Source organism: Halomonas ramblicola, from assembly GCF_030409215.1.
GTDB classification, from domain to species: domain Bacteria; phylum Pseudomonadota; class Gammaproteobacteria; order Pseudomonadales; family Halomonadaceae; genus Halomonas; species Halomonas ramblicola.
The window spans coordinates 480461-505665 of record NZ_JAUFPL010000032.1; the positions used below are offsets into that span (position 1 = coordinate 480461).

25 protein-coding genes are annotated in these 25205 nt (G+C 68.6%); 4 read left to right on the forward strand and 21 right to left on the reverse strand.

The features are described from left to right. Positions 1-35: 35 nt before the first annotated feature. The gene (locus QWY80_RS16290; RefSeq protein ID WP_290233763.1) at positions 36-911 is read left to right on the forward strand and encodes a DMT family transporter; all 876 of its coding nucleotides are present in this window, start codon (positions 36-38) and stop codon (positions 909-911) included. A gap of 126 nt (positions 912-1037) precedes the next feature. After that, on the forward strand, positions 1038-1787 hold the full coding sequence (locus QWY80_RS16295; protein ID WP_290233767.1) for a ZinT family metal-binding protein: 750 nt from the start codon (positions 1038-1040) through the stop codon (positions 1785-1787). A gap of 101 nt (positions 1788-1888) precedes the next feature. On the opposite strand, the gene thiE is transcribed toward QWY80_RS16295, so the two are convergent. The 16 genes from thiE to QWY80_RS16375 all read right to left on the reverse strand — a co-directional run bounded on the left by thiE (position 1889) and on the right by QWY80_RS16375 (position 15622). Further along, positions 1889-2506, reverse strand: a complete 618-nt coding sequence (gene thiE / locus QWY80_RS16300; protein ID WP_290233770.1) for a thiamine phosphate synthase — start codon at positions 2504-2506, stop codon at positions 1889-1891. 90 nt (positions 2507-2596) lie between these two features. Then, positions 2597-3100: a C40 family peptidase gene (locus QWY80_RS16305; protein WP_290233774.1), complete on the reverse strand. Its 504-nt coding sequence runs from the start codon at positions 3098-3100 to the stop codon at positions 2597-2599. A 62-nt stretch (positions 3101-3162) separates the two neighbouring features. Then, complete coding sequence (locus QWY80_RS16310) at positions 3163-3507, reverse strand: hypothetical protein (protein WP_290233777.1); 345 nt, start codon at positions 3505-3507, stop codon at positions 3163-3165. 114 nt (positions 3508-3621) lie between these two features. Then, positions 3622-4359: a DODA-type extradiol aromatic ring-opening family dioxygenase gene (locus tag QWY80_RS16315; RefSeq protein WP_290233779.1), complete on the reverse strand. Its 738-nt coding sequence runs from the start codon at positions 4357-4359 to the stop codon at positions 3622-3624. 66 nt (positions 4360-4425) lie between these two features. After that, positions 4426-4848 carry a DoxX family protein gene (locus QWY80_RS16320; protein ID WP_290233781.1) on the reverse strand — a complete coding sequence of 141 codons (423 nt, stop codon included), beginning with the start codon at positions 4846-4848 and terminating at the stop codon, positions 4426-4428. 134 nt (positions 4849-4982) lie between these two features. Next, complete coding sequence (locus tag QWY80_RS16325) at positions 4983-5885, reverse strand: LysR family transcriptional regulator (RefSeq protein WP_290233783.1); 903 nt, start codon at positions 5883-5885, stop codon at positions 4983-4985. 16 nt (positions 5886-5901) lie between these two features. Continuing rightward, positions 5902-7080 (reverse strand): lipocalin-like domain-containing protein, encoded by a 1179-nt coding sequence (locus QWY80_RS16330; protein ID WP_290233786.1) that lies wholly within the window; start codon positions 7078-7080, stop codon positions 5902-5904. Further along, positions 7077-9590: an FtsX-like permease family protein gene (locus QWY80_RS16335; protein WP_290233789.1), complete on the reverse strand. Its 2514-nt coding sequence runs from the start codon at positions 9588-9590 to the stop codon at positions 7077-7079. Before QWY80_RS16335 ends, QWY80_RS16330 begins: the two co-directional genes overlap by 4 nt. Beyond that, positions 9590-10264 (reverse strand): ABC transporter ATP-binding protein, encoded by a 675-nt coding sequence (locus tag QWY80_RS16340; protein ID WP_290233790.1) that lies wholly within the window; start codon positions 10262-10264, stop codon positions 9590-9592. Before QWY80_RS16340 ends, QWY80_RS16335 begins: the two co-directional genes overlap by 1 nt. A gap of 168 nt (positions 10265-10432) precedes the next feature. Further along, positions 10433-10741, reverse strand: a complete 309-nt coding sequence (locus tag QWY80_RS16345; protein WP_290233791.1) for a nucleotidyltransferase domain-containing protein — start codon at positions 10739-10741, stop codon at positions 10433-10435. A 101-nt stretch (positions 10742-10842) separates the two neighbouring features. Continuing rightward, positions 10843-11877, reverse strand: coding sequence for a metal ABC transporter solute-binding protein, Zn/Mn family (locus QWY80_RS16350; RefSeq protein WP_290233792.1), 1035 nt, complete (start codon positions 11875-11877; stop codon positions 10843-10845). Positions 11878-11898: 21 nt separating this feature from the next. Continuing rightward, the gene (locus QWY80_RS16355) at positions 11899-12789 is read right to left on the reverse strand and encodes a metal ABC transporter permease (protein ID WP_290233793.1); all 891 of its coding nucleotides are present in this window, start codon (positions 12787-12789) and stop codon (positions 11899-11901) included. Continuing rightward, entirely contained in the window at positions 12773-13507 is a 735-nt protein-coding gene (locus QWY80_RS16360; RefSeq protein ID WP_290233796.1) for a metal ABC transporter ATP-binding protein, read from the reverse strand. The genes QWY80_RS16355 and QWY80_RS16360 overlap by 17 nt, the downstream gene beginning before the upstream one ends. Next, positions 13507-13656, reverse strand: coding sequence for a hypothetical protein (locus QWY80_RS16365; RefSeq protein WP_290233798.1), 150 nt, complete (start codon positions 13654-13656; stop codon positions 13507-13509). Before QWY80_RS16365 ends, QWY80_RS16360 begins: the two co-directional genes overlap by 1 nt. A 73-nt stretch (positions 13657-13729) precedes the next feature. Further along, positions 13730-14389 (reverse strand): hypothetical protein, encoded by a 660-nt coding sequence (locus QWY80_RS16370; RefSeq protein WP_290233801.1) that lies wholly within the window; start codon positions 14387-14389, stop codon positions 13730-13732. Between the two features lie 54 nt (positions 14390-14443). Beyond that, complete coding sequence (locus QWY80_RS16375) at positions 14444-15622, reverse strand: FAD-dependent monooxygenase (protein WP_290233804.1); 1179 nt, start codon at positions 15620-15622, stop codon at positions 14444-14446. 205 nt (positions 15623-15827) lie between these two features. Here QWY80_RS16375 and QWY80_RS16380 point away from each other — a divergent pair, with 205 nt between their 5' ends. Together QWY80_RS16380 and QWY80_RS16385 are read left to right on the forward strand one after the other, a co-directional pair. After that, a complete protein-coding gene (locus QWY80_RS16380) occupies positions 15828-16358 on the forward strand; it encodes a cytochrome b (RefSeq protein WP_290233807.1) in 531 nt (176 codons plus the stop codon). Between the two features lie 86 nt (positions 16359-16444). Further along, complete coding sequence (locus QWY80_RS16385) at positions 16445-16669, forward strand: type II toxin-antitoxin system Phd/YefM family antitoxin (RefSeq protein ID WP_290233809.1); 225 nt, start codon at positions 16445-16447, stop codon at positions 16667-16669. Positions 16670-16694: 25 nt separating this feature from the next. Here QWY80_RS16385 and QWY80_RS16390 read toward each other — a convergent pair whose 3' ends face one another. The 5 genes from QWY80_RS16390 to hsdR form a co-directional block, all read right to left on the reverse strand. Continuing rightward, a complete protein-coding gene (locus QWY80_RS16390) occupies positions 16695-17699 on the reverse strand; it encodes an aldo/keto reductase (RefSeq protein WP_290233812.1) in 1005 nt (334 codons plus the stop codon). A 200-nt stretch (positions 17700-17899) separates the two neighbouring features. After that, complete coding sequence (locus QWY80_RS16395; RefSeq protein ID WP_290233815.1) at positions 17900-18874, reverse strand: Abi family protein; 975 nt, start codon at positions 18872-18874, stop codon at positions 17900-17902. Beyond that, positions 18874-20631: a restriction endonuclease subunit S gene (locus tag QWY80_RS16400; RefSeq protein ID WP_290233819.1), complete on the reverse strand. Its 1758-nt coding sequence runs from the start codon at positions 20629-20631 to the stop codon at positions 18874-18876. The genes QWY80_RS16395 and QWY80_RS16400 overlap by 1 nt, the downstream gene beginning before the upstream one ends. After that, complete coding sequence (locus QWY80_RS16405; protein WP_290233820.1) at positions 20628-22112, reverse strand: type I restriction-modification system subunit M; 1485 nt, start codon at positions 22110-22112, stop codon at positions 20628-20630. The genes QWY80_RS16400 and QWY80_RS16405 overlap by 4 nt, the downstream gene beginning before the upstream one ends. Before the next feature lie 84 nt (positions 22113-22196). Further along, positions 22197-24629, reverse strand: a complete 2433-nt coding sequence (gene hsdR, locus QWY80_RS16410; RefSeq protein WP_290233825.1) for an EcoAI/FtnUII family type I restriction enzme subunit R — start codon at positions 24627-24629, stop codon at positions 22197-22199. Between the last annotated feature and the right edge of the window lie 576 nt (positions 24630-25205).

Consider the following 25205-nt stretch of genomic DNA (forward strand, 5'->3'; position numbering starts at 1 on the left):
CTTTTGGGTCGGCGGTTCGGCGAACGGGAGGGACCATGCCAGCGTCGTTGAAGGGAATCCTGGCCATGTGCCTGGGCGTGCTCTGCCTGGCCATCGGCGACGCCATCTCCAAGTGGCTCGGCGAGGTCCACTCGCCGCTGCAGATCATCTTCTTCCGCACCCTGGTGTCGCTGCCGCTGATCGCGGCGCTGGCGCACTTCGGGGGCGGCCTGCGCAAGCTGCGTACCCGGCGTCCCGGGGTGCATCTGCTGCGCGGACTGATCTACACCGGCACCATGGGCTGCTTCGTGCTGGGCCTGACCCTGCTGCCGCTGGCCGAGGCCACGGCCATCGCCTTCGTGGCACCGCTGTTCGTCACCCTGCTGTCCGTCCCGCTGCTGGGCGAGCGCATCGAGGGTCCGGTGCTGGCGGCCTCGCTGGTGGGCTTCGTGGGGGTGTTGATCGTGGTACGCCCCGGCGGCGAGGCCTTCCACCCCGGGTCGCTGGTGATGGTGGGGGCGGCGCTGTTCTACGCCCTGACGATGCTCACCTCGCGGCGCTGGGGTGGCACCGAGCACCTCTGGGCCATGGTCTTCTACATGACCCTGGTGCCCTTCGTGATCACCGGCGCGCTGCTGCCCTGGGTGTGGCAGTCGCCGCACCCCTGGCACTGGCTGGGCTTCCTCGGCGCGGGGCTGTTCGGGGTCGGTGCCACCGCCTTCATCACCCTGGCATTCCGCTACGCCCCGGCGGCCATCGCCGCGCCCTTCGATTACACCGCCATGCTCTGGGCGGTGTTCCTGGGCTGGTGGTTCTGGGGCGAGATGCCCGATCCCTGGGTGTTCCTGGGCAGCGCCCTGATCATCGGCAGCGGCCTGGCCATCGCCTACCGCGAGGGCCGCACCACGCTCAAGCGCCGCCCGACGGCCTGAGGGCCCGGGTCGGCCCGGAGGGAGCGCGAGACTTGACATGAAAGCAATGATATATCATAACATATCGCTGCGGCGGTTCGCCGCTACCCGGCCCGACCCCACTTGGCCTGTCACGAGAGGAAAGCAATGAGCATGCCCTATCCAAGAAAGGCGAGCGTTATCGCCATCAGCCTGCTGTCGATGCTAGGGACGCCCTTGGCTATCGCGCATGGCGATCATGCCGCCTCCGACGAGTCCGTGTCCGATGACCATGGGCACCGTCATGACCACGACCACGACCACGACCACGACCACGACCACGACCACGACCACGACCACGACCACGATCATGCCCATGACGATGATATCTACGCGGGGTACTTCGATGACGATCAAGTCGAGGACCGGTCGCTGTCCGATTGGGAAGGCGACTGGCAGTCGGTGTACCCCTACCTGCAGGATGGCACCCTCGACGAGGTGTTTGCCCACAAGGCGGAAGAGGACGACGAGAAAACGGCCGAGGAGTACCAGGAGTACTACGAGACGGGCTATCGGACCGACGTCGAACGCATCGTGATCGAGGGGAGCTCCGTCTCCTTCCATGCGGATGGGGACACGAGGTCCGGGGAGTATGCCTATGACGGGTACGAGATCCTGACCTATGAGGCCGGCAATCGAGGGGTGAGATATATCTTCGCACTCGAGGAGGGTGGCGAGGACCTCCCGGCGTTCATCCAGTTCAGCGACCATGGCATCTACCCGACCGACGCCGATCACTACCACCTGTATTGGGGCGATGACCGGGACGCCTTACTGGAAGAGGTCACGAACTGGCCGACTTACTATCCCTCAAGCCTGGATGGCCAGGCCATCGTGGATGAAATGCTGGCGCATTGAGATCCCTTTTCCTGCCGCATCGATACCCCAAGGCCCCTCTGAGGAGGGGCCTCGTGATGATAGAGGGTGAGCGGTTGTCGGACCTGCCGCGGCCGGTTGAATCACTGCGGTTCGAAGAAGCGTCGGACGGCGGCCTCAGGGTCGGGCTGGCCACAGATGGCGGAGATCACCGCCAGGCCGTCGGCGCCGGCCTGGCGTACCGGCGCCACATGCTCGGCCTTGAGCCCGCCGATGGCCACGCTGGGCAGGGGACTGGCCGCCACCAGGGTGGCCAGGCCCTCGAAGCCGAGTGGCGATGCGTGGTCGTGCTTGCTGGGAGTGGCGAACACCGGCCCCAGGCCCAGGTAGTCGAGGGCCTGGGGATCGATGCGGCCCATCTGGTCCAGGGTCTGCACCGACAGGCCGAGGATCGCCGCCTCGCCCAGGGCGGCGCGGGCCGCGGCCACCTCGCCGTCGTCCTGGCCGATGTGCAGGCCATCGGCGCCGCTCTCCACGGCCACCGCCAGGCGGTCGTTGATGATCAGCGGGACCCCGCTGCCGGCCAGGGCCGCCTTGAGGCGCCGGGCCTGGTCGATCAGCTCGCCATCCGAGGCGTGCTTGTCGCGCAGCTGGACCAGCGTCACGCCGCCGCGTACCGCGGCCACCACGGTCTCCTCCAGGCCGCGCTCGGCGCACAGTCCGGGGTCGGTCACCAGGTAGAGGGAGAGGTCAGGGCGCATGGGGCACCTCCAGGGGTGGCAGGTCGGCGAGATGGTCGGGCTTTCAGCGCCCCCGATGATACGCGGCCGCTCCCGGCCGGCAAAGCGCCCTCAGGGCGCCGGGGCGGCGGCGCCCAGGAAGCGCTCCTGCCAGTAGGCGATCGCCACCGGCGAGGTCTCCACGCGGCGCCCGCGCCCCGGGGCATGAATCATCCGACCGTCGCCGTGGTAGATGCCCACGTGGCTGGCCTTGCCGCCGCCGGCGGTGTCGAAGAACAGCAGGTCACCGGGGCGGGCCCGGTCGACCTCCGGCAGGGCGCGGAACTGGGCGTCGGCGCTGCGCGGCACCGCGATGCCCGCGGCGCGGTAGGCCATTGCCACCAGGCCCGAGCAGTCGAGGCCGCGTGGCGAGTTGCCACCGAAGCGGTAGGGCGTGCCCAGGGCACGCTCGGCGGTGGCGAGGATCAGCGCCCGCTCCATGGAGAGTCCCTCGTCGGGAGCGGGGTCGCGGACGGCGAGCTCCTTGCCGGCACAGCCGGTGAGCAGCAACAGCCATCCCAGGAGCAGCAGCGGGCGCAGGTCGATGGCGGGGCGAAGGCGGGGAGCGACGGGCATGGGGCGTCCTCTGGTCACGCAGACCCCCCTACCTTAGCCGCTCAGGGTGCCCCTGGCGACCATCAGCGAAAGGCGATGCGGGTGCCGTGGGCCAGCATCTCGTCCGGGGTCAGGGCATGGCCCGGCACGCCGATCATCTCGTCGCCGCACTGGTCGGCCCAGGTCAGGACGCCGTGGGTCAGCCCCAGGCCGCCGAGCAGGTCGCGGATCTCGCCGGTGCCGAGGAAGGTGCGGGTATGGCCGAACTCATCGGAGAGCTCGGAGGTGCCGTTGGCGTGGTGGAAGCGCACCGTGTAGATCCCGTCCAGGGACTCCACCTCGACGATGGGCGAGAAGCCGCGGGAGAGCGCCCGGGAGAGTTCCTTGAGGGTGATATGGGCACCCAGGTTCATGTCGACGGCGGTCATGGCGATGCCTCCAGATGGGCAAGACTTCCCTACAAGCGTAGGCGTTCGGCGGGTGACGTGCCCGGCACCCTTGCGGGGACCATGCAGATGCCGTGGGTAGGCGATGCTTGCGCCTCAGGCGAAGGCGTAGAGGTCCATGGCCAGCACGCCGTGCTCCACGCTGTGGTGCAGGCGCTCGGCCCGGCCGCCGGCGCCCATGGCCACCAGCAGCGGCTGGAAGTGCTCCGGCGTCGGGTGGTTCTCCCGGGCCTTCGGGGCCTGCTCCCAGGCCAGCAGCGACTCGCGATCGTCCTCGGTCAGGCGTGCCTCGATCCAGTCGGCGAACTCGCCGACCCAGGGGGGCATCTCCGCACCCAGCGGCAGCATCTCGTAGAGGTTGTGGGTCAGGCTGCCCGAGCCGATCACCAGGACGTTCTCCTCGCGCAGCGCGGCGAGCCGCTCGCCCAGGGCCGCCAGCTCGGCGTTGGACCATTGCGTGGGCAGCGACAGCGAGACCACCGGAATGTCCGCCTCGGGAAACATCAGCGACAGCGGTACCCAGGCGCCGTGGTCCAGGCCGCGCTCCACCGGCACGGCGTTCAGCTCCCGGGCCAGGCGCCTGGCCAGCTCGGGCTCGCCGGGGGCCGGATACTGGCACTCGAAGAGCTCGCGGGGGAAGCCGCCGAAGTCGTGGATGGTCTCGGGGCGCTCGCTGGTGCTGACCATCAGGCGCCGGCTGGCCCAGTGGGCCGAGACGACCACCACCGCCTGCGGACGCAGCCGCCGGCCGAGTTCGCGCAGGAAGGCGTGGGCCGGGGTCTCGGTCAGGGCCAGCATGGGCGAGCCGTGGGAGATGAAGAGGCTGGGTAGCATGGTGAACCTCCTGGAGAAGGGGGACGCCCGCCCGGGTGGGCAGGCGCGGAAGTCGAGGGGCGCGGCTCAGGCGAAGCGGCGGCTGACGCTCAGGCTACCGCTACCCAGGCCGGCCTGCACCAGCAGGGCGAGGGTCCAGAACACCGGAAACTCCCAGCCGCCGCCTTCGTTGGAGAACACCCAGCCATTGCCGAGGTGGACCCAGGCGGCGCCGAGCAGCACCGGCACCAGGGCCAGGCTCACCCAGCGGGTGAAGAGGCCGAGGATCAGCGCCAGGCCGCCGCCGACCTCGGCGAGGATGGTCAGGTAGGCGAGGACGCCGGGCAGGCCCAGGGACTCGAAGTAGCCCACGGTACCGGGCACGGTGAAGACGAACACCTTCATCAGGCCGTGGGCCAGGGTCATGACGCCGAGCGCGATGCGCAGCAGGGCGATGGCGTGGGGCTGCAGGTCGTCGGTGCGGTTTGCGGCAAGGGCTTGGGTAGTCATGGTCGTGATCTCCGTCGGGGTGTGTTGTCGATGGCTGTCACTCTAGCCGGGGCGAAGACGGAGATAATCCGCAGGATTCGCAAATAACTGTTGCGGATAAGGCGACAATTATGACTGCCGCCGGGTGAGCGGGGCTACAGCCCCAGCTCCCGCTCCCAGCTCGGGGGGTCGCCCCAGGCCTCGGCGAGCCACGCCAGGAAGCGCTCGACCTTGGCCGGCAGGTGGCGCCGGGCCGGGTAGAGGCCGTGGACGTCCAGGGTCACCGGGGGCTCGTGGCCGAGCAGTGGCACCAGGCGGCCCTCCCGGATGCTCTCGGTGACCAGGAAACTGGGCTGCTGGGCGATGCCCAGCCCGGCCTCGGCGGCCAGGGTCAGGACGTCGCCGTTGTTACTCTCCAGGGGGCCGCGGGTGGCCAGGCGCCGGCCGCCGAACTGCCAGTCGCCGCCGCTGCCGCCGGTGCGGTAGCGCAGGCAGCGGTGGTGGGCCAGCTCCTCCAGGTGGCGCGGCTCGCCGTGCGCGGCCAGGTAGTCGGGCGAGGCGCACAGCAGCAGGCGGCAGCGGGTCAGGCGACGCGCCACCAGGCTGGAGTCGGGCAGGCTGCCGATGCGGATCGCCAGGTCGTAGCCCTCCTCCAGCAGGTCGACGCGCCGGTCGTTGAGGTCGAGGCGCACCTCCAGGGCCGGGTGCTCGACCATGAAGCGGGTCACCAGTGGCGCCAGGTGGCGGGTGCCGAAGCTCATCGGGCCGTTGACCCGCAGCCGGCCGCGGATCTCGCCGGTGCCGCTGCCCACCTCGTCGGCGGCCTCCTCCAGGGCCTGCAGGATGCCCTGGGCCCGGGCCAGGTAGCGCTCGCCGGCCTCGGTGAGGTGCAGCCGCCGGGTGGTGCGCTGCAGCAGGCGCACCCCCAGGTGCTCCTCCAGCTCCATCACCTGGCGGGAGACCCGGGTGCGCGACAGGTCCAGCGCCTCGGCGGCGCGGGTATAGCTGCCCAGCTCGGCGACGCGCACGAAGGCGGTCATGGCGTCCAGTTGGTTCATCGCTTGCTCCAGGGGATCAATAGCCCGTCATCTCCAGATAGCCCTCGCCCAATGGCGCGTCGTCGTCACGGTCGCGAACCACCACCTCGCCCTCCCAGTAGGGCACGCTGGTGTCCATCCAGCGCTCGCTGTGGGGCGCCTCGACGATCAGGTCGAGCTCGGCCGGCGGCACCTCGAGCCGCCAGCGGGTCGGCACCTCGCGGCCGGCCACCGTGGAGCTGGCCAGCGGCGTAAGGAGGAGTTCGTCCGGTGCCAGGGGCCGGGGCTCGCCCTGCGGCGTGATCCAGGTGCCGGAGCGGTAGTCGCCGCCGGCCTCGCCGCCGCCGCGCAGCCGGAAGGCCATCAGCTTGTGGCCGTCGTCCAGGTGCAGGGAGAACCAGTCCCAGCCCGCCTGACCGGGCCCCAGCAGCTGGCTGCTCCATTCGCGGTCCAGCCAGCCGCGGCCGCTGACCTCGTGCGTCTCGCCGTCCAGGGTCACCTCGCCCTCCACGCGCCAGAACGGCTGGCTGACGTACATCGAGCCCTGGCCGTCGGCGGCCTTGCGGCTGAAGCCGTCGTCGCCGTGCGCCACCAGCGGCCCCTCGGCGGTGAGCTCGAGGCGGTAGCCGAAGCGCTCGTCGCCCTCGCCGTCGAAGGCGGAGAGGGTCAGTCGCTCGAAGCTCTCGACCCCTGAGGCGTTGCCCCGGCTCTCCAGCCGCCAGTCGTCGAGCCAGGCGCGGAAGGGCGCCGCCACGGCGCCGGCCTGGCCATCGAGAGCGTCGGCCGAGGGGTTGCTGCGGGCGAAGCGTTCCGCCACCCGGTGGGTGGTGCCGCGGGACACCGCCATATGGGCCATCCACAACTGGTCGGCCAGCCAGGGGCCGGGACGCTCATCCGCTGGCGCCTGCTGCGGGGGAGACAGGGCCCGGCGGAACAGGGTCCACTGCAGGCCCAGCGGCTCGCCGTGCTCGTCCTCCAGGTTGGCGGTCAGGTACCACCACTCGATGCGGTAGTCGGGATGGGCGCCGTGGTCCTCGGGAAACGCCAGCGTCTGGTCGGGGCCGGCCTGACGATAATCCTCCGCCGACTCGCCCAGGTCGGCGATGCCGGCGCCACCGCCGGTGTCGGGCGCCTCGCCGCAGCCGCTCAACCCCAGCACCAGCAGCGCCCCGCCGATCCGGGCCCGCCAGCCGTGCCTCGCCCGCCACGCCATCATGCCGCCGCCTCCTCGGCCAGCAGCGCCCGCGGCGGGGTGCGCCACAGGCGCAGCGCCGGCAGCCCGGCGGCGAGCAGTGCCACCGCCACGGCGGTGGCCAGGGTCAGGGCGATCTCGCCCGGGAAGAGGTGCAGCGGCAACCGCCAGCCGAAGGCGGCCACGTTGACCACCTCCACCAGTCCCCAGGTGATGGCGATGCCCAGCGGCACGGCGACCAGGCCGGTGGCCAGGGCCGCCCCGCCCAGCTGGGCGAGCTGGACCCACACCAGGCGGCCCCGCGGCACGCCCAGGACCCACAGCGGGGCCAGCCGGCGCCGCCGCTCGCGGGCCTGGGCCAGCAGGCTGGCCAGCAGCGCCAGGGCCGCCACCGCCAGGGTCAGGGCGTTGAGCGCCCGGGTGATGGTGAAGGTGCGCTCGAAGATCTCGGTGGCCACGCGCTTCACCTGCCGCTGATCGCGCAGAGCGTCGCGGCCCAGGGCGAAGCGTACGGCGAGGGCTTCGGCCAGTGCGGCGGGGTCGGCGCCCTCGGCGAGCACGATGCCAATGGAGCCCGGCGGGGCGGCGAAGCGCTCGCCCAGGCGGGGCGTGGCCAGCAGCACCTCGCCGCGGGGGTTGCCGTAGTCGGGGTAGACCGCCGCCACCTCGAGGATCGCGCGGCCGTCCGGGGCGGCCAGGGTCAGGCGGTCGCCGGGGGCCAGCCCCTCGGCGATGGCCAGCTGCTCGTTGACGAAGGCCTCGCCCGCCTCGAGCGCCGACCACGCCGCCTGCCGGCCCTCGCGGGTCGCGAGCAGCGGCCAGCTGGGCGTCAGGTGCGTGCCCGGGGTGATGCCGAAGAGCTCTACCGGCCGCTCCCGGGCGCGGCTCTCGCCGTCGCGTACCACCGCCAGCAGGGTGGTCTCGCCCTGGCGGGTGGCCAGGCGTTCGGCCACCTCGGGGCGCTCGCCCAGCCAGGCGTGGATGGCATCGAAGCGCTCCGCCGGCGGGTCCAGGTAGAGGTCGGCGACCAGGCGCTGGTCCAGCCACTCCAGGAAGGTGAGGCGGAAGCCGCCCACCATGCTGTTGACCCCCAGGCTGGCGGACAGCGCGATCAGCAGTGCCATCAGCGCCAGCGACAGCCGCGGCAGCTGCAACTGCAGGTCGGCCAGGGCCCACTGGGCCAGGGGGCGCCGTCGGACCAGGCGGGCGAGCCCCGCCAGGGCCGCGGCCAGCAGCGGCGGCAGCCAGAGCGCGCCCAGCAGCAGCAGGGCGCCCATCAGCATGAAGCCGGCCGTGAGCCCCTCGCCGGCGGGTTGGCGCCACAGCCAGGCCCACACCGCCAACCCACCGATGGCCACCAGGCCGCCGGCCAGCGCCATGCGCCGGAGCTGGCGCTGGTAGCCGGCGCGCCACGCCTGGGCCCGGCCCAGGTCCAGCACCGTGAGGCGCGCGGCCCGCCACAGTACCCCGGCGCCGGCCAGCAACAGGCCGGCCAGGGTCACCGCCAGGCCGCCGGCCCAGTAGTGCCAGGGCAGGCGCAGCTCCACGCCCACCCCGGCGCCGTAGAGGCTGCCCAGGGTGGCGGCCACGTCGGGCAGCAGCGCCCGGGCCAGCCAGACGCCGCCGGCGATGCCGGCCAGGGCGCCGAGGCTGCCGAGCAGCAGCAGCTCCAGCGCCAGGCCGCCGACCAGGGCGCGGCCGGGTACCCCCAGGGCGCGCAGGGTGCGCAGCATGCCCAGGCGCTGTTCCAGGGCCAGGCCCAGCGCCGCCTGGACGATGAACAGCCCGACGACCAGCGCCAGCAGCGCCAGGGCGGTGAGGTTGAGGTGGAAGCTCTGGGTGAGCTGGCCCGGCGACACCAGGGTGGCGGCGCGGGTCAGCGACAGCCCCGGCGGCGGCGCATCCAGCGCCCCTGGGGCGGTGACCAGGCGCGAGAGGCGCTCGCCCGTGTCGAGCAGTTCGGCCGCGGCGGCGATATCCATCACCAGGGTCTGCGGGGGCAGCGCGGGCGCCAGGGTCAGCGGCGGCAGCCGGCCCGCCGCCAGGCGCGGGGTGGCGTCCTCGGACGACCCGGCATCGAGGCCCAGGGCGGGCAGGGTGTCCGGGGCAACCCGGGCCTGCCAGGGCGGCGTCAGGAAGCCGGTGAGTTCGCCCGGGTTTGATGAGGAAGAGCTGCCGGCGGTGGCGAAGGCGCTGTCGCCGGGCAGGGTGAGCGGGTCGATGCCGATCACCGTCAGGCGGGTGCCGTCCGGCGCCTCCAGCTCCCCCTCCAGCAGCGGCGAGACCGGCAGGCCCGCCCGTCGCAGGGCGAGGAAGTCGTCGCGGGTCAGGGGCGTGCCGTCGCGACGCTCCAGGCGGTCGAGGTCGGTGGTGAACAGCGCCTCGGCGCGGGCGTAGCTGTCGCGGGCCGAGGCATTGATCGCCTGCACGCCGCTCCACAGCGCGCTGGCCACCCACAGGCCCAGCAGCAGCATGGCGAGCTGGCCTGGATGGCGACGGTAGTGGGAGAGCAGGGTGGCGAGCAGGGTGGGCATCAGGCCGGCGCCTCCTGCGGGGCGGTCAGCCGGCCGCGGGAGAGCCTCAGTCGGCGGTCCAGGGGGGCGGCGACCCGGGGGCTGTGGGTCACCATCAGCAGCGCGCAGCGGGTCTCGCGGACCAGTTCCAGCAGCAGGGCCAGCACCTCATCGGCGCTGGCCTCATCGAGGTTGCCGGTGGGTTCGTCGGCCAGCAGCAGGGGCGGGCGGGGCGCCAGGGCGCGGCCGATGGCCAGGCGCTGCTGCTGGCCGCCGGAGAGCTGCTCCGGGTAGCGGCGCTCCATCCCGGCGAGGCCCAGCCGCGCGACCAGCTCGGCCGACCAGGCGGCGTCGTCGCGGCCGGCCAGCCGCGCCTGCAGGCGCAGGTTGTCGCGCACCGTCAGGCTCGGCACCAGGTGGAACTGCTGGAACACCAGCCCCAGCGACTCGCGGCGCAGCCGCGCCCGCTCGGGCTCGGCGAGCCCCGAGATCGCCCGGCCGGCCAGGCGCACCTCGCCCGCATCGGGCAGGTCGAGGCCGGCGGCCAGGTGCAGCAGGGTCGACTTGCCGCTGCCCGACTCGCCCATCAGCGCCAGGCTCTCCCCCGCCGCCAGCGTCAGGTCGACCCCGCCCAGCACCTCGAGCGGCCCCTGGGGCGTGGCATAGGCCTTGTGTACCTGGCGGAACTCGAGCATGGCGGCTTCCCTGGCGTTCAACAGCCGATGATGGTGGCACAGCCGCTGGTTCAGGCGAAGATACGTTCGAACTCTTCCGCGAAGTCCCGGCTGGCGGGTGGGATACCTAGTTGTTCGATGCTCAAGGTCACGAGGTGCCGAGAGGCCTGAAAGAGCACCCCAGAAAGCTCATGCAGCATCCTCGGCCGTGATGGGCCGTGCCTGGTGGAGGGCGATGGCCTGGAAGGGAGTCGGTTCATCGTCCTGTGTATAAGTCACAATATCCACAGGCAGTTGCAGGGACTCCTCCAATGCCTGTTTCAGCTCGGCGCGCGCGAGGAGCGAGATGGGGGTGGGGGAAACCAGCAACAAGTCCAGGTCACCGCCGCGGCGAGTATCGTCCAGGCGTGAGCCAAACAGGCGGACTTCCACGTCGCGACCGACGAGCCGCCTTGCGATGGCGAGGATGAGATGGCGCTGCTGGATGCTGAGACGCATGGTGAGATTCCGGGCGTGAAAGACTCATGAAGAGTCTAGCACTGCACCGGCCGAGGCCGACAACGCCACCCGAAGGCGGCGTTGTCGGGGCGGGTTATCGCTCAGTGGGCGTGGCCATGATCCTGATGGTCGTGGTCGTGGTCGTGGTCGTGGTCGTGGTCGTGGTCGTGGTCGTGGTCGTGGTCGTGGTCGTGGTCGCCGTGGCCAGGCTCGGCCAGGGCGTCGTGCAGGGTGCGGGCGTTGTGGCGCATCATGCCCAGCCAGGTGCTGGCCTCGCCCTCGCTGGCCAGGGCGTCGGCGTAGAGGGTGCCGGCGATGGGCAGGCCGGTCTCCTCGGCGAGCTGCATGATGATCGCCGGGCTGGTCATGTTCTCGTGGAACAGCGCGCGCACGTCCTGTTCGCCGATCAGGTCGATCAGCTCGGCCATGTTGGCGGCGCTGGGGTCGGCCTCGGTGGAGAGTCCCACCGGCGACAGGAAGCGCAGGTCGTAGGCGGCGGCGAAGTAGCCGAAGGAGTCGTGGCCGGTGATCACGCTGGTGCCGGCGGGGATCTCGTCCAGCAGCTCGCGGATCTCGGCGTCGGCGGCGTCGATCTCCTCCAGGTAGCGCTCGGCGTTGGCTTCGTAGGCCTCGGCGTTGTCGGGGTCGGCCTCGATCAGGCCGTCGCGGATATTGGCCACGTAGACCTCGCCGTTGGCCAGGTCCTGCCAGCCGTGGGGGTCCTGGTCGCCGTGGTCGTGATCGTCATGTCCATGATCGTGACCGTGGTCATGCGCCTCGTGGCCGCCGGAGGCCGGGGGCTCGATGCCGTCGGTGGTGACCACCAATGGCCCGGCATAGTCGCTGGAATCGACCAGGCGCTCCATCCAGCCCTCGAAGCGCAGGCCGTTGAACACCACCAGGTCCGCCTCGGCCAGGGCGCGGGCGTCGGTGGGGCGCGGCGAGTAGACGTGGGCGTCGCCGTCGGCCCCGACCAGGGTGGCCACCTCGACGTGCTCGCCGCCGACGTTCTCGACCATGTCGGCGAGGATGCTGAAGCTGGCCAGCACCTTCACCCGCTCGTCGGCCTGGACGGTGGGCAGGGCCAGCAGCGCGGCGAGGCCCAGCAGGGCGGCAGGGGGCTTGGGAAAACGCATGATGGAAAGGCTCCGTTGGGGTCAGTCGGTTTCGGGGGCGCCCAGCGGCGTGGCACGGCGGCGCAGGCGGTGGGTGAGGCTGTGGTGGCGGCCCACCAGCGCCGAGACCAGGTAGGCGGCGCCGGCCAGCAGGATGATCGCCGGGCCCGAGGGCAGGCTGAGGTGATAGGAGAGCAGCAGGCCGCCGGTGCTCGACACCAGGGCCACGCCGATGGCGATGCCGATCAGGCCCTCCAGGCGCTGGCTCCAGAAGCGCGCGGTGGTGGCCGGCAGCATCATCAGGCCCACGGCCATCAGGGTGCCCAGGGTCTGGAAGCCGGCGGTGAGGTTGAGCACCACCAGGCCGAGGAAGAGGCCGTGCACCAGCCCCACCGGGCTGCCCTGGCCGCGCAGGAACAGCGGGTCCAGGCACTCCACCACCAGGGCGCGGAAGATCACCGCCAGGGTCACCACGATCAGGCTGCTGATGCCGGCGATCAGCAGCAGGGCGGTGGTGTCGACGGCCAGGATCGAGCCGAACAGCACATGGGTGAGGTCGACGCTGCTGCCGCCCAGCGACACCAGCATCACCCCGCCGGCCAGCGAGATCAGGAAGAAACTGGCCATGGCGGAATCCTCGCGATGGCCGGTCATCTGCGACACGCTGCCGGCCAGCACCGCCACCAGCAGGCCCGAGAGTACCCCGCCCAGGCTCATCATCGGCAGCGAGAAGCCGGCCAGCAGGAAGCCCAGCGCCACGCCGGGCAGGATGGCGTGGGCCATGGCGTCGCCGATCAGGCTCATGCCGCGCAGCATCAGGAAGACCCCCAGCGGCGGGGCGGCCAGCGACAGCGCCAGGCCGGCCACCAGGGCGCGCTTCATGAAGCCGTAGTCGAAGGGGGCGAGCAGCCAGGCGTCAAGCAGTTCCAGCATCGAGGGCATCCGGGAAGGTGAGCGGCAGGCGCGGGGCGCGGGACGCCTGGCCGGCGTAGCGTTCGAGCAACGATTCGGGGCTCGCCCAGCGGCCGTGGCCGCCGGCCAGCAGCAGCACGTCGTCGGCCAGCCGCGAGAGCTGCTCGAGGTCGTGCAGCACCACGATGATGGTGGCGCCCTCCCGGGCCATGTCGCGCAGCGCGTCCATCAGCACGTCCACGGTCTCCATGTCGACGTTGGCGAAGGGCTCGTCGAGCAGCAGCAGCTCGGCTTCCTGCATCAGGGTACGGCCGAGCAGGGCGCGCTGGCGCTGGCCGCCGGAGAGCTCGCCCAGCTGGCGGTGGGCCAGGTGCGAGATGCCCAGCCGCGCCATGATCTCGCGGCCGCGGCGGTAGTGCACCGCGCAGTAGCCCTTGGCCGCCCCATGGCTGGGCCAGGAGCCGGTCATGATCAGCTCCTCGACGCTCATCGGGAAGGTGAGGTCCAGCGCCAGCTGCTGGGGCAGCCAGGCGCGGCGCTCCCTGGGCACCTGGCAGCTCACGCGGCCGGCCACCGGGCGCAGCATGCCCATGATCGCCGCGATCAGGGTGCTCTTGCCGGCGCCGTTGGCGCCGAGCAGGGCGGTGACGGCACCGTCCTGGAAGCGCCCCTCCAGGTGCTCCAGCACGGTGCGCCCGCCGCGGGCCAGGGTCAGGTCGTCGAGTTGCAGGCGCGACATCAGCCCCCCCAGCCGGCGGCCCAGGCCACCGTCAGCCACAGGACCAGCAGCGGCAGCGCCGCCAGCAGCAGGCGACGCGCCGCCGAGAGCGACATCAGCGAGAAATGGCAGGGCCCTTCCGGGCGGTGCCGGTGTGCGCGGTGTGCCATGGGGAATCCTCCGAAAAATCGGCGGAAGTTATAACATAACAATAGCGCGGCTGGCCAGCACCGGAAGGGGCGATCAGTAGCGCAGGGCCAGGCCCAACTGCTGCGGGCCCACCAGGAAGGCGTATTCGCCCTCCAGGCGCAGGTCGCCGAGCGAGACGCTCACCGGCTGGAAGCGATTGATCGCCGCCGTGGCCTGGCCCGGCTGGGTGCGCAGCTGCAGCTCGCTGACCAGCATGCCGGTGGCGAAGTTGATGGCGCCGTCGCGCTCGCGGTCGTCGCCTACGGCGATGGCCAGCCCCGCCGCGGTGTTCACCGCCAGCGAGCCCAGGCGGGCGCGCCAGCTGCGCCGCCGGCGCTCCTCGGCGGCCACCGACTCGAGCAGCGCCCGGGCGCGCGCCACGTCGTCGTCGCCGTCGCGCAGCTCGCGCAGGGCGGCGGGGTGCGGCTGGCGGTCGAACAGCATGCCGCCCAGCGCCAGCGTCGACTTCACCACCCCCACCCGGGCGTCGAAGCGGTCGTCGCGGTCGCTCGCCTCGCTGGCCTGCCAGGCGTTCAACGCCAGGCTGCCGGCGTAGACGGTGGTCCAGCCGGCCTGCCAGTAGCCGGCGTGGCGGGCGCCGTCGGCCAGGGCCCTTTCGTAGGCCTGCCACTCCGCCTCCGGCGTGGATTGGGCCAGGGCGGGCAGCGGCAGCAGCAGGACGAGCAGGCAGGTCAGGCGGGCGAGGCGAGGCATGGCGATCTCCTTGGGGGCCGGCCTTCGAAGCCTAGCACTGCTGGCAAGAAGGGCCTACAACCCCAGCGCCTGGCGCATCACCAGGCGCTTGGCGCCGCCCAGGCGCTCGGCCACCGACAGCCCGGCGGCGCCCGCCCGGCGCAGCGGCCCCGCCCCGGTGAAGACGCGGTGGAAGGCCTCGGTGGCGGCGATCATCGCCAGCACCTGGGGGCGGCGATGGCGGGCATAGGCCGCCAGGGGCCCGGGCCCGCCGGGGTCCCGGCCGGCGTGATGGGCGGCGATCACCCGCTCGCTCAGGGTGGCGGCGTCCTGCAGGCCCAGGTTGAGGCCCTGGCCGGCCAGTGGGTGGATGACGTGGGCGGCGTCGCCCACCAGGGCCAGGCGCGGGCGGGTGTAGTGCTCGGCGTGGCGGCGGCGGATGGGGAAGCTGGCGCGCCCCAGCACCGCCTCCACCCCGCCCAGCCGTGCGGGGAAGTCGCGCTCGATGGCCTGGCGCAGCGCCGCGTCGTCCAGCGCCTCGCGCTCGCGGGTCGCCTCGGGGCCGGCGTACCACACCAGCGAGGCGTGGGGGCCGGGCAGCGGCAGCATGGCCTGGGGCCCCTCGGGGGTGAAGCGTTGCCAGCTCACGTCCTGCTGGGGCAGGTGGGTGCGCACGTTCACGATCAGGGCGCGCTGGTGGTAGTCGGCGTCCCGGGTGGCGATGCCGGCCAGTTCGCGCATCCGCGAGCCCGCCCCGTCGGCGCCCACCACCAGCCGCGCGGCCAGCAGGCGACCGTCGTCGAGCTCGAGCAGGCTGCGCTCGCCGCCGCCGATGCGCGCCACCGGCCCGGCATGGCAGTGCACCGCCACATTGGGCAGCTCGGCCAGCCGCTGCCACAGGGCGCGGCGGATCACCCTGTTCTCGACGAAGTGGCCGAAGTCCTCGAGCCCCAGGTCGCCGGCGGCGAAGCGGATGGCGCGGCGCTCGTCCTCGTCCCAGGCGTGGATGTGGCGGAAGACGCTGCGCCGCGCGGCGGGGAGGCGCTGCCAGGCGCCCACCGACTCGAGCAGGCGCTGCGAGGCCAGGTTCAGCGAGGAGACGCGCAGGTCGAAGGGCTCGTCGTCGGCGATGGCCGCGGGCGGCGCGCCGCCCTCCACCAGGGCCACCGCCAGGCCGGCCTGGCCCAGCGCCGCCGCCACGGCCGCGCCGACCATGCCGCCGCCCACGATGATCGCGTCCAGGGTGCTGTCCATTCCTCTCTCCTTGCGGGAAACCACGGCCTAGGATACCGGATCCCCGGCGCCGAGCCATGCACGCCTCCCGAAGGCGCCTACCCGACGAGCAGAAGGGCTACCATGCCCCCACGCGTAACGCGCCGGCTCCCACTTTCACAATCGCTGCGCCTTTGGTGGCTAGGATGGCGTCATGCCATCCACCAACTCCCCCGGGAGGACCCTCATGAACGCACCGGCCACCCACTACGGACGCTTCACCCGCTTCCTGCACTGGGGCATGGCGGCCCTGTTCGCCTGGCAGTTCATCACCGTGGGGGCGCACGTGCTGGCTCCCGACAGTGCCCTGGACGAGGCCCTCTGGGCCACCCACAAGGTCAACGGGGCCCTGCTGATGCTGCTGGCCATCGTGCGCCTGGCCTGGGCGCTGCTCGACCTCCCGCGTCGCCCACCGGCGGTCAACGCCGTCGCCACCCTGGGCCACCTGTCACTCTACCTGCTGATGATCAGCATCCCCGCCGTGGCGCTGATCCGCCAGTACGGCTCCGGCCGCGCCTTCGCGCCGTTCGGCATCCCGCTGATGCCGGGCTTCGAGGGCGAGATCGAGTGGATGACCGCCGTCGGCGGCATCTTCCACGGGCTGCTGGGCTGGACCCTGCTGGTGCTGATCGTCGGCCACGTGGGCATGGCGATCTGGCACCGCCGCAGCGGCGACGAGGACGTGCTGGAGCGCATGGCGGGGCGCCGTTCCGGCTAGCCTGGGGATGCCCGTTGCGCTGGCCCCGGGCGAGGGGGGTGGCGGAGTCGGCTAGACTTAACTCCAACAGCCACGGGAGAGACGCTATGGATCTCGAGGTCATCACCCTCGCCAAGGCACGCGACAAGCTCAAGCAGCTGTGCGACAAGGTTTGCGATCGCCACCAGCCGATCGTCATCACGCGCAGGAACGGCCCCCACGCGGTGCTGATGTCGCTGGAGGATTACCACCGACTCACCGGCGAGGCGACGCCCAGCGCCGACCACCTGGAGAGCCTCTACATCGACCTGGAGCGCGAGGAAGATGCCTGAGGGCCGGCACGTCGGTGATGCCTGGTCAGGAGGCGAACTCCTCGGTATCGATCTCCGCCAGCTGGGCCTCGCCGTAGCGACCGCCCACCACCCGGTCCGGCGTCATCATGGCGTCCAGTCGGGTGACGGTCGCGGCATCCAGGCGCAGCCCTTCCGCCGCCAGGTTCTCGCGCATGTGCTCGACGGAGCGTGAGCCGGGGATGGGGATGACGTCGTCGCCCTTGGCCAGCAGCCAGGCCAGCGCCAGCTGGCCGGGCGTCATGTCCAGCTCCTTCGCCACGGCCCTGAGGTCTTCCAGCAGGCGCAGGTTGCGGGGATAGTTCTCGGCGCTGAAGCGCGGCATGCTGCGGCGCATATCGCTCTCCTCGAGGTCGGCGGGATCGCTGACGGCCCCGGCCAGGAAGCCGCGGCCCAGGGGGCTGAAGGCCACCAGCGCGGTGTCCGCCTCGCGGCACGCCTCGATCAGCGCGATCTCCGGGTTGCGCGTCCACAGCGAGTACTCCGACTGCACCGCCGCGATGGGGTATTCAGCCCGGGCGCGGCGCAGGGTGGCGGCGGAGACCTCGGACAGGCCGACGGCGCCGATCTTGCCTTCCTCCACCAGGCGCCCCAGCGCCCCGACGCTCTCCTCGATGGGCACGCGCTTGTCCCAGCGGTGCAGGTAGTAGAGGTCCAGGTGATCGGTGCGCAGGCGCTCGAGGCTCGCCTCGCACTGCCGCCGCAGCGTCTCGGGGCGCCCGTCGAGCGCCCGCTTGCCCAGCGCCGGGTCGATGAACAGGCCGCACTTGCTGGCCAGCAGGATCTCGTCGCGCTTGCCGGCGAGCGCCTTGCCCACCAGTTGCTCGTTGGCCGTGGCCCCGTAGAGGGTGGCGGTATCGAAGTGGCGATAGCCCATGTCGAAGGCTGCCTCCAGGGCGCGCAGCGCCTCGGGCTCGGGCACCGGGGTGCCGTAGCCGTGGGAGAGGTTCATGGCGCCCAGGCCGATGGTGGGCGAAGCGACTTCCTTGAGGCGGGCGAAGACGGTCGACATGGCGATCCTCGTCAGGTGGTGGGCAGGGGAGAGAGGCCATCATGCCGAGGTGGAGTGGGGCATCGCAAGGTGGGGGGAGTCGGTCCCTTCAAGGTTGTTGCGCGACTCGGGCCAATGCCCTACCATTGGTTTCAACACGACCCCCGCCTCTTGGCTCTTACGAGCTTACGCGGGGGTTCTTATTTCCCGTCTCCCATCCCTCACGCTGACCACCAGCGCTCCCAGCCTGACGGCGTTCCCATGTCCTCCAGGGAAAGCTGGCGCTGGGCATGCTGTGACGGGAAGGTCGTCAGGTGCACCTGAAGGCGCCGGTGCCAGCCAGTGTCCGGGCAGACCTCCCTGGTCATATGCCGCACGATGGCAAGCAGTACAAAAGTGCGTGTGGTTAGCTCACCTTCTCCGCGAAACGCATCACACCAATGGAGCACGCCAGGCTCAGGTAGTTTGGGTCGAGCGATGTTGCGGTTCCATAGTCGGCTATGGTGGGCGCAGACGTTGCGCAGGAAGTTCAGTGAGCGCAGCCAGCGTTGGAAGACCTCCCAGTCCGATACACCGTACTTTTCGGCGATACGCTGCTGGTCCGGCACCTTCATCATCGCAAACAACTGCGAGATGGTGCCGAAGTCCCAGGTTTCGACGGCTACCCAGATCGGTAGCCTCGGGCCGTGCTTCTGCCGGTAGTGGTTGACGAAGTCCTCCTTGGAGCGCTTTTCCATCCCCTCGCAGCGCGCCTGCCATTTCTCGAAACTGTCGCGCGGGTCTCGCCCGAACTTTCGGCGAGCGAAGGATGGGTGAAAGGAGGCGCGGTGCAGGTGCGCAAAGGCGTCGCGTTCCCCCAGCAGGTAGGCGATATCGACTCGCAGGGCGATCTCGATCCGCTCCAGGGCATCCGTCAGGCGCAGCCGAAGCTCCTTGTCGAACAGGTAGAGTCGCACCGCATCGACGAACTGGGTGTCGGGAACGAACCGGTCGGTGGCCTTCGAGATCGGGCGGCCGTGGCGGTCATGTCCCACCGTTTCGAATACCCGGAACGGGTACCAGTAGGCACTCAATCGGTAGTAGCCGACGCGCTCCAGGTATTCCAAAGCAGCCGCTTCATCGGCGACCACCATACCCCGTGCTTCCAGCAGCTCAAGCTGCTCCTCGAAAGACTTCCATGGACGATCGTAGGCCATCAGGATACCGCCTGCTCCACCACTGCCTCGGCCAGATTGGCGCGAGTCTCGCCTGCCTTGCCTAGGCGGGCATTGAGCTGGTCGCAGAGAGATATGAAGGTTTCGTAACTTTCTATGATTTTATCTTGTTCATTAAGTGGTGGAATGGGGGTGGGGTAGTTTTTGATAACAAACATGTTGACTCTTGGTGCTGCACCCCCTGTGGTATTGTTCTCAGCAATTGACTTGATAAATGGCGAATTGAGCACCATTTCCAAGTATTGGCTTCTGGTTTTTTCTTTGTTGGGACGAATTAGCATCATCCTTTGTCCGAGGCAAAGCTTGACTCCAGGTGGGACTCGGCAGGCTACGCCGAGGATACCTCCTTCGCGGCTGTATAATATATCATCCTTCTCAGGCTCTAATCGTTTAATGCGCTCTAAATATGTGGTCTCATTTACATATTTGGAATTGGAAAGATCTAGCTTTCCAGGCATGAACTGGTTGGTTCTTACACAAATGAAGCCGCTATCTGACCACTTGGGTGTTGAGTGCGGGCAGTCCACAATTATTTCAGAAGCTTCTAGCAATGTTGATGGCTTCCAGTGGGATGGGAAGTTTGGAATCGATTTAGAGAGCAGCTCTTGCTTCTGAGGAGAGTCTTTGAAGATTGATTTGTACTTTGTTTTATCTCCATGAGCTTTAACTGTTTTTCCGGTTACAGCTAGGTGCAAAACGGTCTGCTTCAGCTTGTCGATGCTGGCTTCGGTGGTGAAGAGGGTATCGAAATGCTCGGCGATGCGGGCCCAGTTCACGGCCAGCTCAGCGGCATCCGCGGAGCGGGTCAGGGCGTCGAGCAGAGTATCCACCAGCACCTCATGGGCTGCCAACTGGTCGCCGACCTGCTGCTCCAAGCGGTCGCAGAGGGCCATGAGTTCTTCGACTTTTTCGACGATACGGTGTTGTTCTGCCAAAGGCGGCAAGGGGAGCGGCTCACCAGAGAAAAAGTCTTTGGGAACGCGTTTTTGGCCGGCAGATCCAGTCATCTTTTCCTCGCCAGTGCTCAGGAAGCGAGGAGACTTCAGGCAGAGGAGTATATAGAGCGGGTTCAACGTTTCCCCATAGGGGCGAGCAATATGCAGCTCCGTAGTGCCAGCGCCAATTCCATTTTCTAAGTTGCGAAAGACTGCTGCCTTGCTGTTCTCAAAGCAGGGGGTGATTTTGGCAATGGCGATGTCACCATCCGCAAAATGGGTATAGCCTTTCTTTATTTCGCCCCAAGGGCGCGGCTCTTGGCTATGCTCGCCATGAAAGGAAGTCGATATTAGTGGCATGGGGACGAACGATGCCAGAATTTCATCATCTGCATCGTTTCTGGGGCTGATCTGAGCAATTGTGCCAAGGCGTGCCCAAGACCATCCAGGGGGAAGTTCAAACGGCTTCTCGTCCTCAGTAATCTCCGGCAGCTTCTTCGGCTTCTTGATCTTTCCTTCCTTGACCAGCCGCGCCTTCTCCTCGGCGATGCGCTCCAGCAGCACGCTGGCGGGCTCGTCATTGGGATCCTGCTCCACCAGCTTGCCGCGCACGGCCAGCTCCAGGATCAGCTCGCGCAGCTTCTTGATGCCGGTGAGCTCGACCTTTCCGTTGCTGCCGCGGCCACCGCTGCGCTTCTGTGTGACGGCGCCGGTCCAGAGGTCCAGATGATCGATGAGCAGTCCCGTCACATCGGTATTGGCCGTCTCGCCGATGGTCGTCAGGCTCGGTTCACGCACGTTCATGCCCGGCCCTCCGTGACGGTATGACTCAGGGCGTCACCGAGGATCTCCTTGAGCTGGTCGCGCAGCTCCTGGATCTCGGCCTGCTGGCGGGCGTATTTCTCCAGCAGTTCATCGGGGTCGTGGCTGACCTCTTCGCCCTGCCAGGGGTTCTTGATATCCAGGTTGTAGTGGCGCGCCTTGATCTCGTCGATGTCGACCTTCCAGGCCTGCTCGGTCTCCTGGCGGCTGGCGAAGCCGTCGCTCTCGTCACCCCACCAGTCGATCTCGGTGGCGAACTCCGCGAAGCGCATCGGCTTGGTCTTGCTGTAGCTCTTGTAGCCCTCGGGATAGGGGTGCTCGTAGTACCAGATCTGCTCGGTGGGCTGGCCCTTGGTGAAGAACAGCAGGTTGGTCTTGATGCCGGTGTAGGGATTGAACACGCCGTTAGGCAGGCGGACGATGGTGTGCAGGTTGCACTCGGTGAGCAGCTTCTCCTTGAGGCGGGTCTTCATGCCTTCGCCGAACAGGAAGCCGTCCGGTAGCACCACGGCGGCGCGCCCGCCGTCCTTCAGCAGGTGGATGAACAGCGTCATGAAGAGGTCGGCGGTCTCCCGGGTGCGGAAGGCCTGGGGGAAGTTGGTCTCAATGCCGTCCTCCTCCATGCCGCCGAAGGGCGGGTTGGCGACGATGGCGTCGACCCGCTCCCTGGGGCTCCAGTCGCGTAACGGGCGTGCCAGGGCGTTGTCGTGGCGGACCTGCTCCGGCACCTCGATGCCATGGAGGATCATGTTGGTGGTGGCCAGCAGGTGGGGCAGAGGCTTCTTGTCGATGCCGCGGATGCTGGTCTGCAGGACTTGCTCGTCCTCCGTTGTCGTCACATAGCGGCTGCGCTTGTGCTCGATGGTGCAGGTGAGGAAGCCGCCGGTACCGCAGGCCGGGTCCATGACGATCTCGTCGAGCTTGGGATCCACCCGATTGACCATGAACTCGGTCACCGCCCGCGGGGTGTAGAACTCGCCGGCATTGCCGGCGCTCTGCAGGTCCTTGAGGATCTGCTCGTACATGTCGCCGAGCTGGTGGCGGTCGGCTTGGGTGTTGAAGTCGATGCCGTCCTGGAGCTTGTTGATGACCTGGCGCATCAACTGGCCTGACTTCATGTAGTTGTAGGCGTCCTCGAAGACGTTGCGGATCACCACGCCGCGGGTGTCGTCGCCGCGTGGCTGCAACTGCTGCAGGCCGGGGAAGAGCATGGTGTCGACGAACTCCTTGAGCTCGTTGCCGGTCATGCCCTCCGGGTCGGCGGCCCAGTTTCGCCAGCGCAATGGCTCGGGGATCGGCGAGCGGTAGTTCTCATCGAACATCTCCCACTCCTGCTCCCGGTCGTCGAAGATCTTCAGGAACAGCATCCAGACCAGCTGGCCGATCCGTTGGGCGTCGCCGTCCACGCCCACGTCCTTGCGCATGATGTCCTGGATGGATTTGATGGTGCTGCTGATGGCCATGGGTGAGGCGTTCCTTGGTGTTCGATACGCATGCCGGATCATCCACAAGGGGCGCCCGGCAACAGGGTGTGGATAGGGTGACGATCAGGCCCCGGAGTGATAGAGGGCGTCTTCCAGTTCGCGCACCGCGCGGGTATAGCCCGGCTTGCCGCCGAAGGCCTTGACCAGCTCCATGGGCGCGCCGAGCCGGTCGAAGGGCGCCAGGGTGAGTACCTTGGGGTCCTCGATGGGCGCGATGCCGGCGTCGGCATACTTGTCGACCAGCGACTCCAGCACCTGGCGGGCCTGGCCTTCGTAGCGGGTGAAGATATCGCGCTTCCTTACCTGCTCGGCGCGCTCGCGGCGGGTCAGCGGCGGGCGATCGAAGGCGATGTGGCAGATCACGTCGAAGGGATCGGGCTCGTCGCCGAGCGTCTTGCCCATGTCCTTGATCAGGTCCTCCCAGAAGATGCCGTTTTCCTCCAGTTCCTCGAGGATCGCCTGCTTGCGCTCGGCCTCGTGCCAGCGGCGCAGGAAGTCATCCAGGGAGGCGAACTGCGCCTGGAGCCGCTTGCGGGTGTAGTCGCGCAGGCTCTCGGTGATCAGCTTGCCGTCCGGGCCCAGGTACTGCACCCGCTCGGCCACCACGCTGACCTCTACGTCGTCGACCACATACTTTACCCGCTTGCCGGGCCCTTCGTCGCCGCCGAGATCGGTGCCGCCGAAGGTGTCGTCGCTCTGCCAGGTGGCGCCTTCCTCCACCTCGTAGTCGCCATGGCTGTCCTCCACCCCCGCGGCGCTGTCACCGGCCTCCACCGCGTCCTCCGCCGTCTCGTCGTCCGGGGCGATGGGATCGTCGTCCCTGGGCTGGTAGACCTTGACCGGATCGCCGTCGAAATCGGGGTCGGCGAACAGCTCGGTGGCCTTCTTGAAGTCGAGGATGGTGAACCAGTGCTTGTGGTAGTCCTCGTTGATGCGGGTGCCACGGCCGATGATCTGCTTGAACTCGGTCATCGACTGGATGCGCTGGTCGAGCACGATCAGCTTGCAGGTCTGGGCGTCGACGCCGGTGGTCATCAGCTTGCTGGTGGTGGCAATGACCGGGTAGCGCGCCTCGGGGTCGATGAAGTTGTCGAGTTCGGCCTTGCCCTCTGCCTCGTCGCCGGTGATGCGCATCACGTACTTGCGGTTCTCGGCCACCCGCTGGGGGTTGAGATTGACCAGCGCCTGGCGCATGCGCTCGGCGTGGTCGATGTCCTCGCAGAAGACGATGGTCTTCTGGTAGGGATCGGTGCTCTCCAGGAACTCGGTGACCTTATGGGCCACCAGCGCGGTGCGGGGCTCTATCACCAGCTGGCGGTCGAAGTCCCGCTGGTTGTAGATGCGGTCCTCGATCTCCTGGCCGAGCTTGTCGCGCTGGCCCTTGGTGGGGCGCCAACCCTGCAGGTCGCGGTCGATATCCACCCGCACCACCTTGTAGGGGGCGAGGAAACCGTCCTCGATGCCCTGCCTGAGCGAGTAGGTGTAGACCGGCTCACCGAAGTAGTCGATGTTGGAGACCTCCTTCGTCTCCTTGGGCGTGGCGGTGAGGCCGATATGGGTGGCCGAGGAGAAGTAGTCGAGGATCGAGCGCCACGCCGAGTCCACCGCCGCGCTACCGCGGTGACACTCGTCGATCACCACCAGGTCGAAGAAGTCCGGCGAGAACTGCTTGTAGATGTTCTTCTCCTCCTCGTTGCCGGTGACGGCCTGGTAGAGCGAGAGGTAGATCTCGTAGGACGGGTCCGCCGTGCGGTTGGTGACCTTGGTCATCGCCTGGCCGAACGGCTTGAAGTCGTTGTTCTTGGTCTGGTCGACCAGGATGTTGCGGTCGGCGAGGAAGAGGATCCGCTTCTTCTGCTTCGCTTTCCACAGCCGCCAGATGATCTGGAAGGCAGTGAAGGTCTTGCCGGTGCCGGTGGCCATCACCAGCAGGATCCGGTCCTGGCCGCGGGCCACCGCCTCCACGGTGCGGTTGATCGCCACCGTCTGGTAGTAGCGCGGCGTACGCCCGCTGCCGTCGTCGAAATAGGGCTGCTCCACCACCGGGCGCGCCGCCGGGCCGAGGCCCTTGTACCGGCAGTAGCGCTCCCAGAGCGTTTCGGGAGATGGAAACTCATCCAGTCCGAGCACGGTTTCCGTCTGGCCACCCAGGCCGGTGCGGTCGTGGAACAGGAAGCCATCGCCGTTGCTGGAAAATACGAAGGGCACGTCCAGGGCGTCGCTGTAGGACAGCGCCTGCTGCATGCCGTCGCCCAGGCCGTGCTTGTTGTCCTTGGCCTCGATCACCGCGATGGGCTGGTTCTTCTGGAAACTGAGCAGGTAGTCGGCCCGGCGCCGCTTGCCGCGGGTGTGCAGCCGCCCGCGCACGATGATGCGGCCGTTGGTGAAGGAGACCTCCTCGCGCACCTGGACCTGGATATCCCAGCCGGCACGCTCAAGCGCCGGCGTGATGAACTTGGTACAGATGTCCCGTTCGCTGAGCGCCTTCTTGTCCATGCTGGCATCCTGCTGGTCGGTGGCGGGGCGGGCGGCGGTTACCTGAGCTTACGATATTTAACCAGGCTAAGCATCCTGTGCTAGGCTGACTTCATCGGAAAGGCGCGGTGGTGATGGGCTATCTCACCATAAAGGATTAGAAACGCCAGGAGGGAACCATGCTCAAGTCACATGCTTCATAGCAGATCATGCAGTGGTGTGGATGGCAACTGACGCCCCAGGCTGTGTGAAAACATATATAAGTGTGCAAATCGGTCATGATCGCCGAAATGAGCGGTCACGTGCGCAGGAGCACGACGTGTCTTAATGGGGCTGCCAGTGTCGCCACCTTGCGAACCTGACAGCCCTTTCTACCAAGGAGGCGGTCCCTCATGCGGTACTGTCAGGCGGTAGCGTGCTCTCAGATCATAAAATCCATACCGGAGTGGGGTTCCAGCCAGTAGAGATTCTTCGGTAGGGGTTTGCGACCGGCAGATATCGACCCACAGCGGTTATGTCAGAGCAGATGGTCAGCATCTGATTCTGTTGTATGGGGTCCACCATGAACACATGATGATTTCTATTTTTAAAATTCTT

Excerpts from the sequence above, each read along its gene's own strand:
- QWY80_RS16365 (WP_290233798.1), bottom strand. The coding sequence starts at position 13,656 with ATGGCACACCGCGCACACCGGCACCGCCCGGAAGGGCCCTGCCATTTC.
- thiE (WP_290233770.1), bottom strand. The coding sequence starts at position 2,506 with ATGCGCCCTGACCTCTCCCTCTACCTGGTGACCGACCCCGGACTGTGC.
- QWY80_RS16320 (WP_290233781.1), bottom strand. The coding sequence starts at position 4,848 with ATGACTACCCAAGCCCTTGCCGCAAACCGCACCGACGACCTGCAGCCC.
- QWY80_RS16315 (WP_290233779.1), bottom strand. The coding sequence starts at position 4,359 with ATGCTACCCAGCCTCTTCATCTCCCACGGCTCGCCCATGCTGGCCCTG.
- QWY80_RS16395 (WP_290233815.1), bottom strand. The coding sequence starts at position 18,874 with ATGGCCTACGATCGTCCATGGAAGTCTTTCGAGGAGCAGCTTGAGCTG.
- QWY80_RS16350 (WP_290233792.1), bottom strand. The coding sequence starts at position 11,877 with ATGCGTTTTCCCAAGCCCCCTGCCGCCCTGCTGGGCCTCGCCGCGCTG.
- QWY80_RS16355 (WP_290233793.1), bottom strand. The coding sequence starts at position 12,789 with ATGCTGGAACTGCTTGACGCCTGGCTGCTCGCCCCCTTCGACTACGGC.
- QWY80_RS16310 (WP_290233777.1), bottom strand. The coding sequence starts at position 3,507 with ATGACCGCCGTCGACATGAACCTGGGTGCCCATATCACCCTCAAGGAA.
- QWY80_RS16385 (WP_290233809.1), top strand. The coding sequence starts at position 16,445 with ATGGATCTCGAGGTCATCACCCTCGCCAAGGCACGCGACAAGCTCAAG.
- QWY80_RS16330 (WP_290233786.1), bottom strand. The coding sequence starts at position 7,080 with ATGATGGCGTGGCGGGCGAGGCACGGCTGGCGGGCCCGGATCGGCGGG.
- QWY80_RS16400 (WP_290233819.1), bottom strand. The coding sequence starts at position 20,631 with ATGAACGTGCGTGAACCGAGCCTGACGACCATCGGCGAGACGGCCAAT.
- QWY80_RS16390 (WP_290233812.1), bottom strand. The coding sequence starts at position 17,699 with ATGTCGACCGTCTTCGCCCGCCTCAAGGAAGTCGCTTCGCCCACCATC.
- QWY80_RS16295 (WP_290233767.1), top strand. The coding sequence starts at position 1,038 with ATGAGCATGCCCTATCCAAGAAAGGCGAGCGTTATCGCCATCAGCCTG.
- hsdR (WP_290233825.1), bottom strand. The coding sequence starts at position 24,629 with ATGGACAAGAAGGCGCTCAGCGAACGGGACATCTGTACCAAGTTCATC.
- QWY80_RS16290 (WP_290233763.1), top strand. The coding sequence starts at position 36 with ATGCCAGCGTCGTTGAAGGGAATCCTGGCCATGTGCCTGGGCGTGCTC.
- QWY80_RS16335 (WP_290233789.1), bottom strand. The coding sequence starts at position 9,590 with ATGCCCACCCTGCTCGCCACCCTGCTCTCCCACTACCGTCGCCATCCA.
- QWY80_RS16325 (WP_290233783.1), bottom strand. The coding sequence starts at position 5,885 with ATGAACCAACTGGACGCCATGACCGCCTTCGTGCGCGTCGCCGAGCTG.
- QWY80_RS16370 (WP_290233801.1), bottom strand. The coding sequence starts at position 14,389 with ATGCCTCGCCTCGCCCGCCTGACCTGCCTGCTCGTCCTGCTGCTGCCG.
- QWY80_RS16360 (WP_290233796.1), bottom strand. The coding sequence starts at position 13,507 with ATGTCGCGCCTGCAACTCGACGACCTGACCCTGGCCCGCGGCGGGCGC.
- QWY80_RS16380 (WP_290233807.1), top strand. The coding sequence starts at position 15,828 with ATGAACGCACCGGCCACCCACTACGGACGCTTCACCCGCTTCCTGCAC.
- QWY80_RS16405 (WP_290233820.1), bottom strand. The coding sequence starts at position 22,112 with ATGGCCATCAGCAGCACCATCAAATCCATCCAGGACATCATGCGCAAG.
- QWY80_RS16375 (WP_290233804.1), bottom strand. The coding sequence starts at position 15,622 with ATGGACAGCACCCTGGACGCGATCATCGTGGGCGGCGGCATGGTCGGC.
- QWY80_RS16305 (WP_290233774.1), bottom strand. The coding sequence starts at position 3,100 with ATGCCCGTCGCTCCCCGCCTTCGCCCCGCCATCGACCTGCGCCCGCTG.
- QWY80_RS16340 (WP_290233790.1), bottom strand. The coding sequence starts at position 10,264 with ATGCTCGAGTTCCGCCAGGTACACAAGGCCTATGCCACGCCCCAGGGG.
- QWY80_RS16345 (WP_290233791.1), bottom strand. The coding sequence starts at position 10,741 with ATGCGTCTCAGCATCCAGCAGCGCCATCTCATCCTCGCCATCGCAAGG.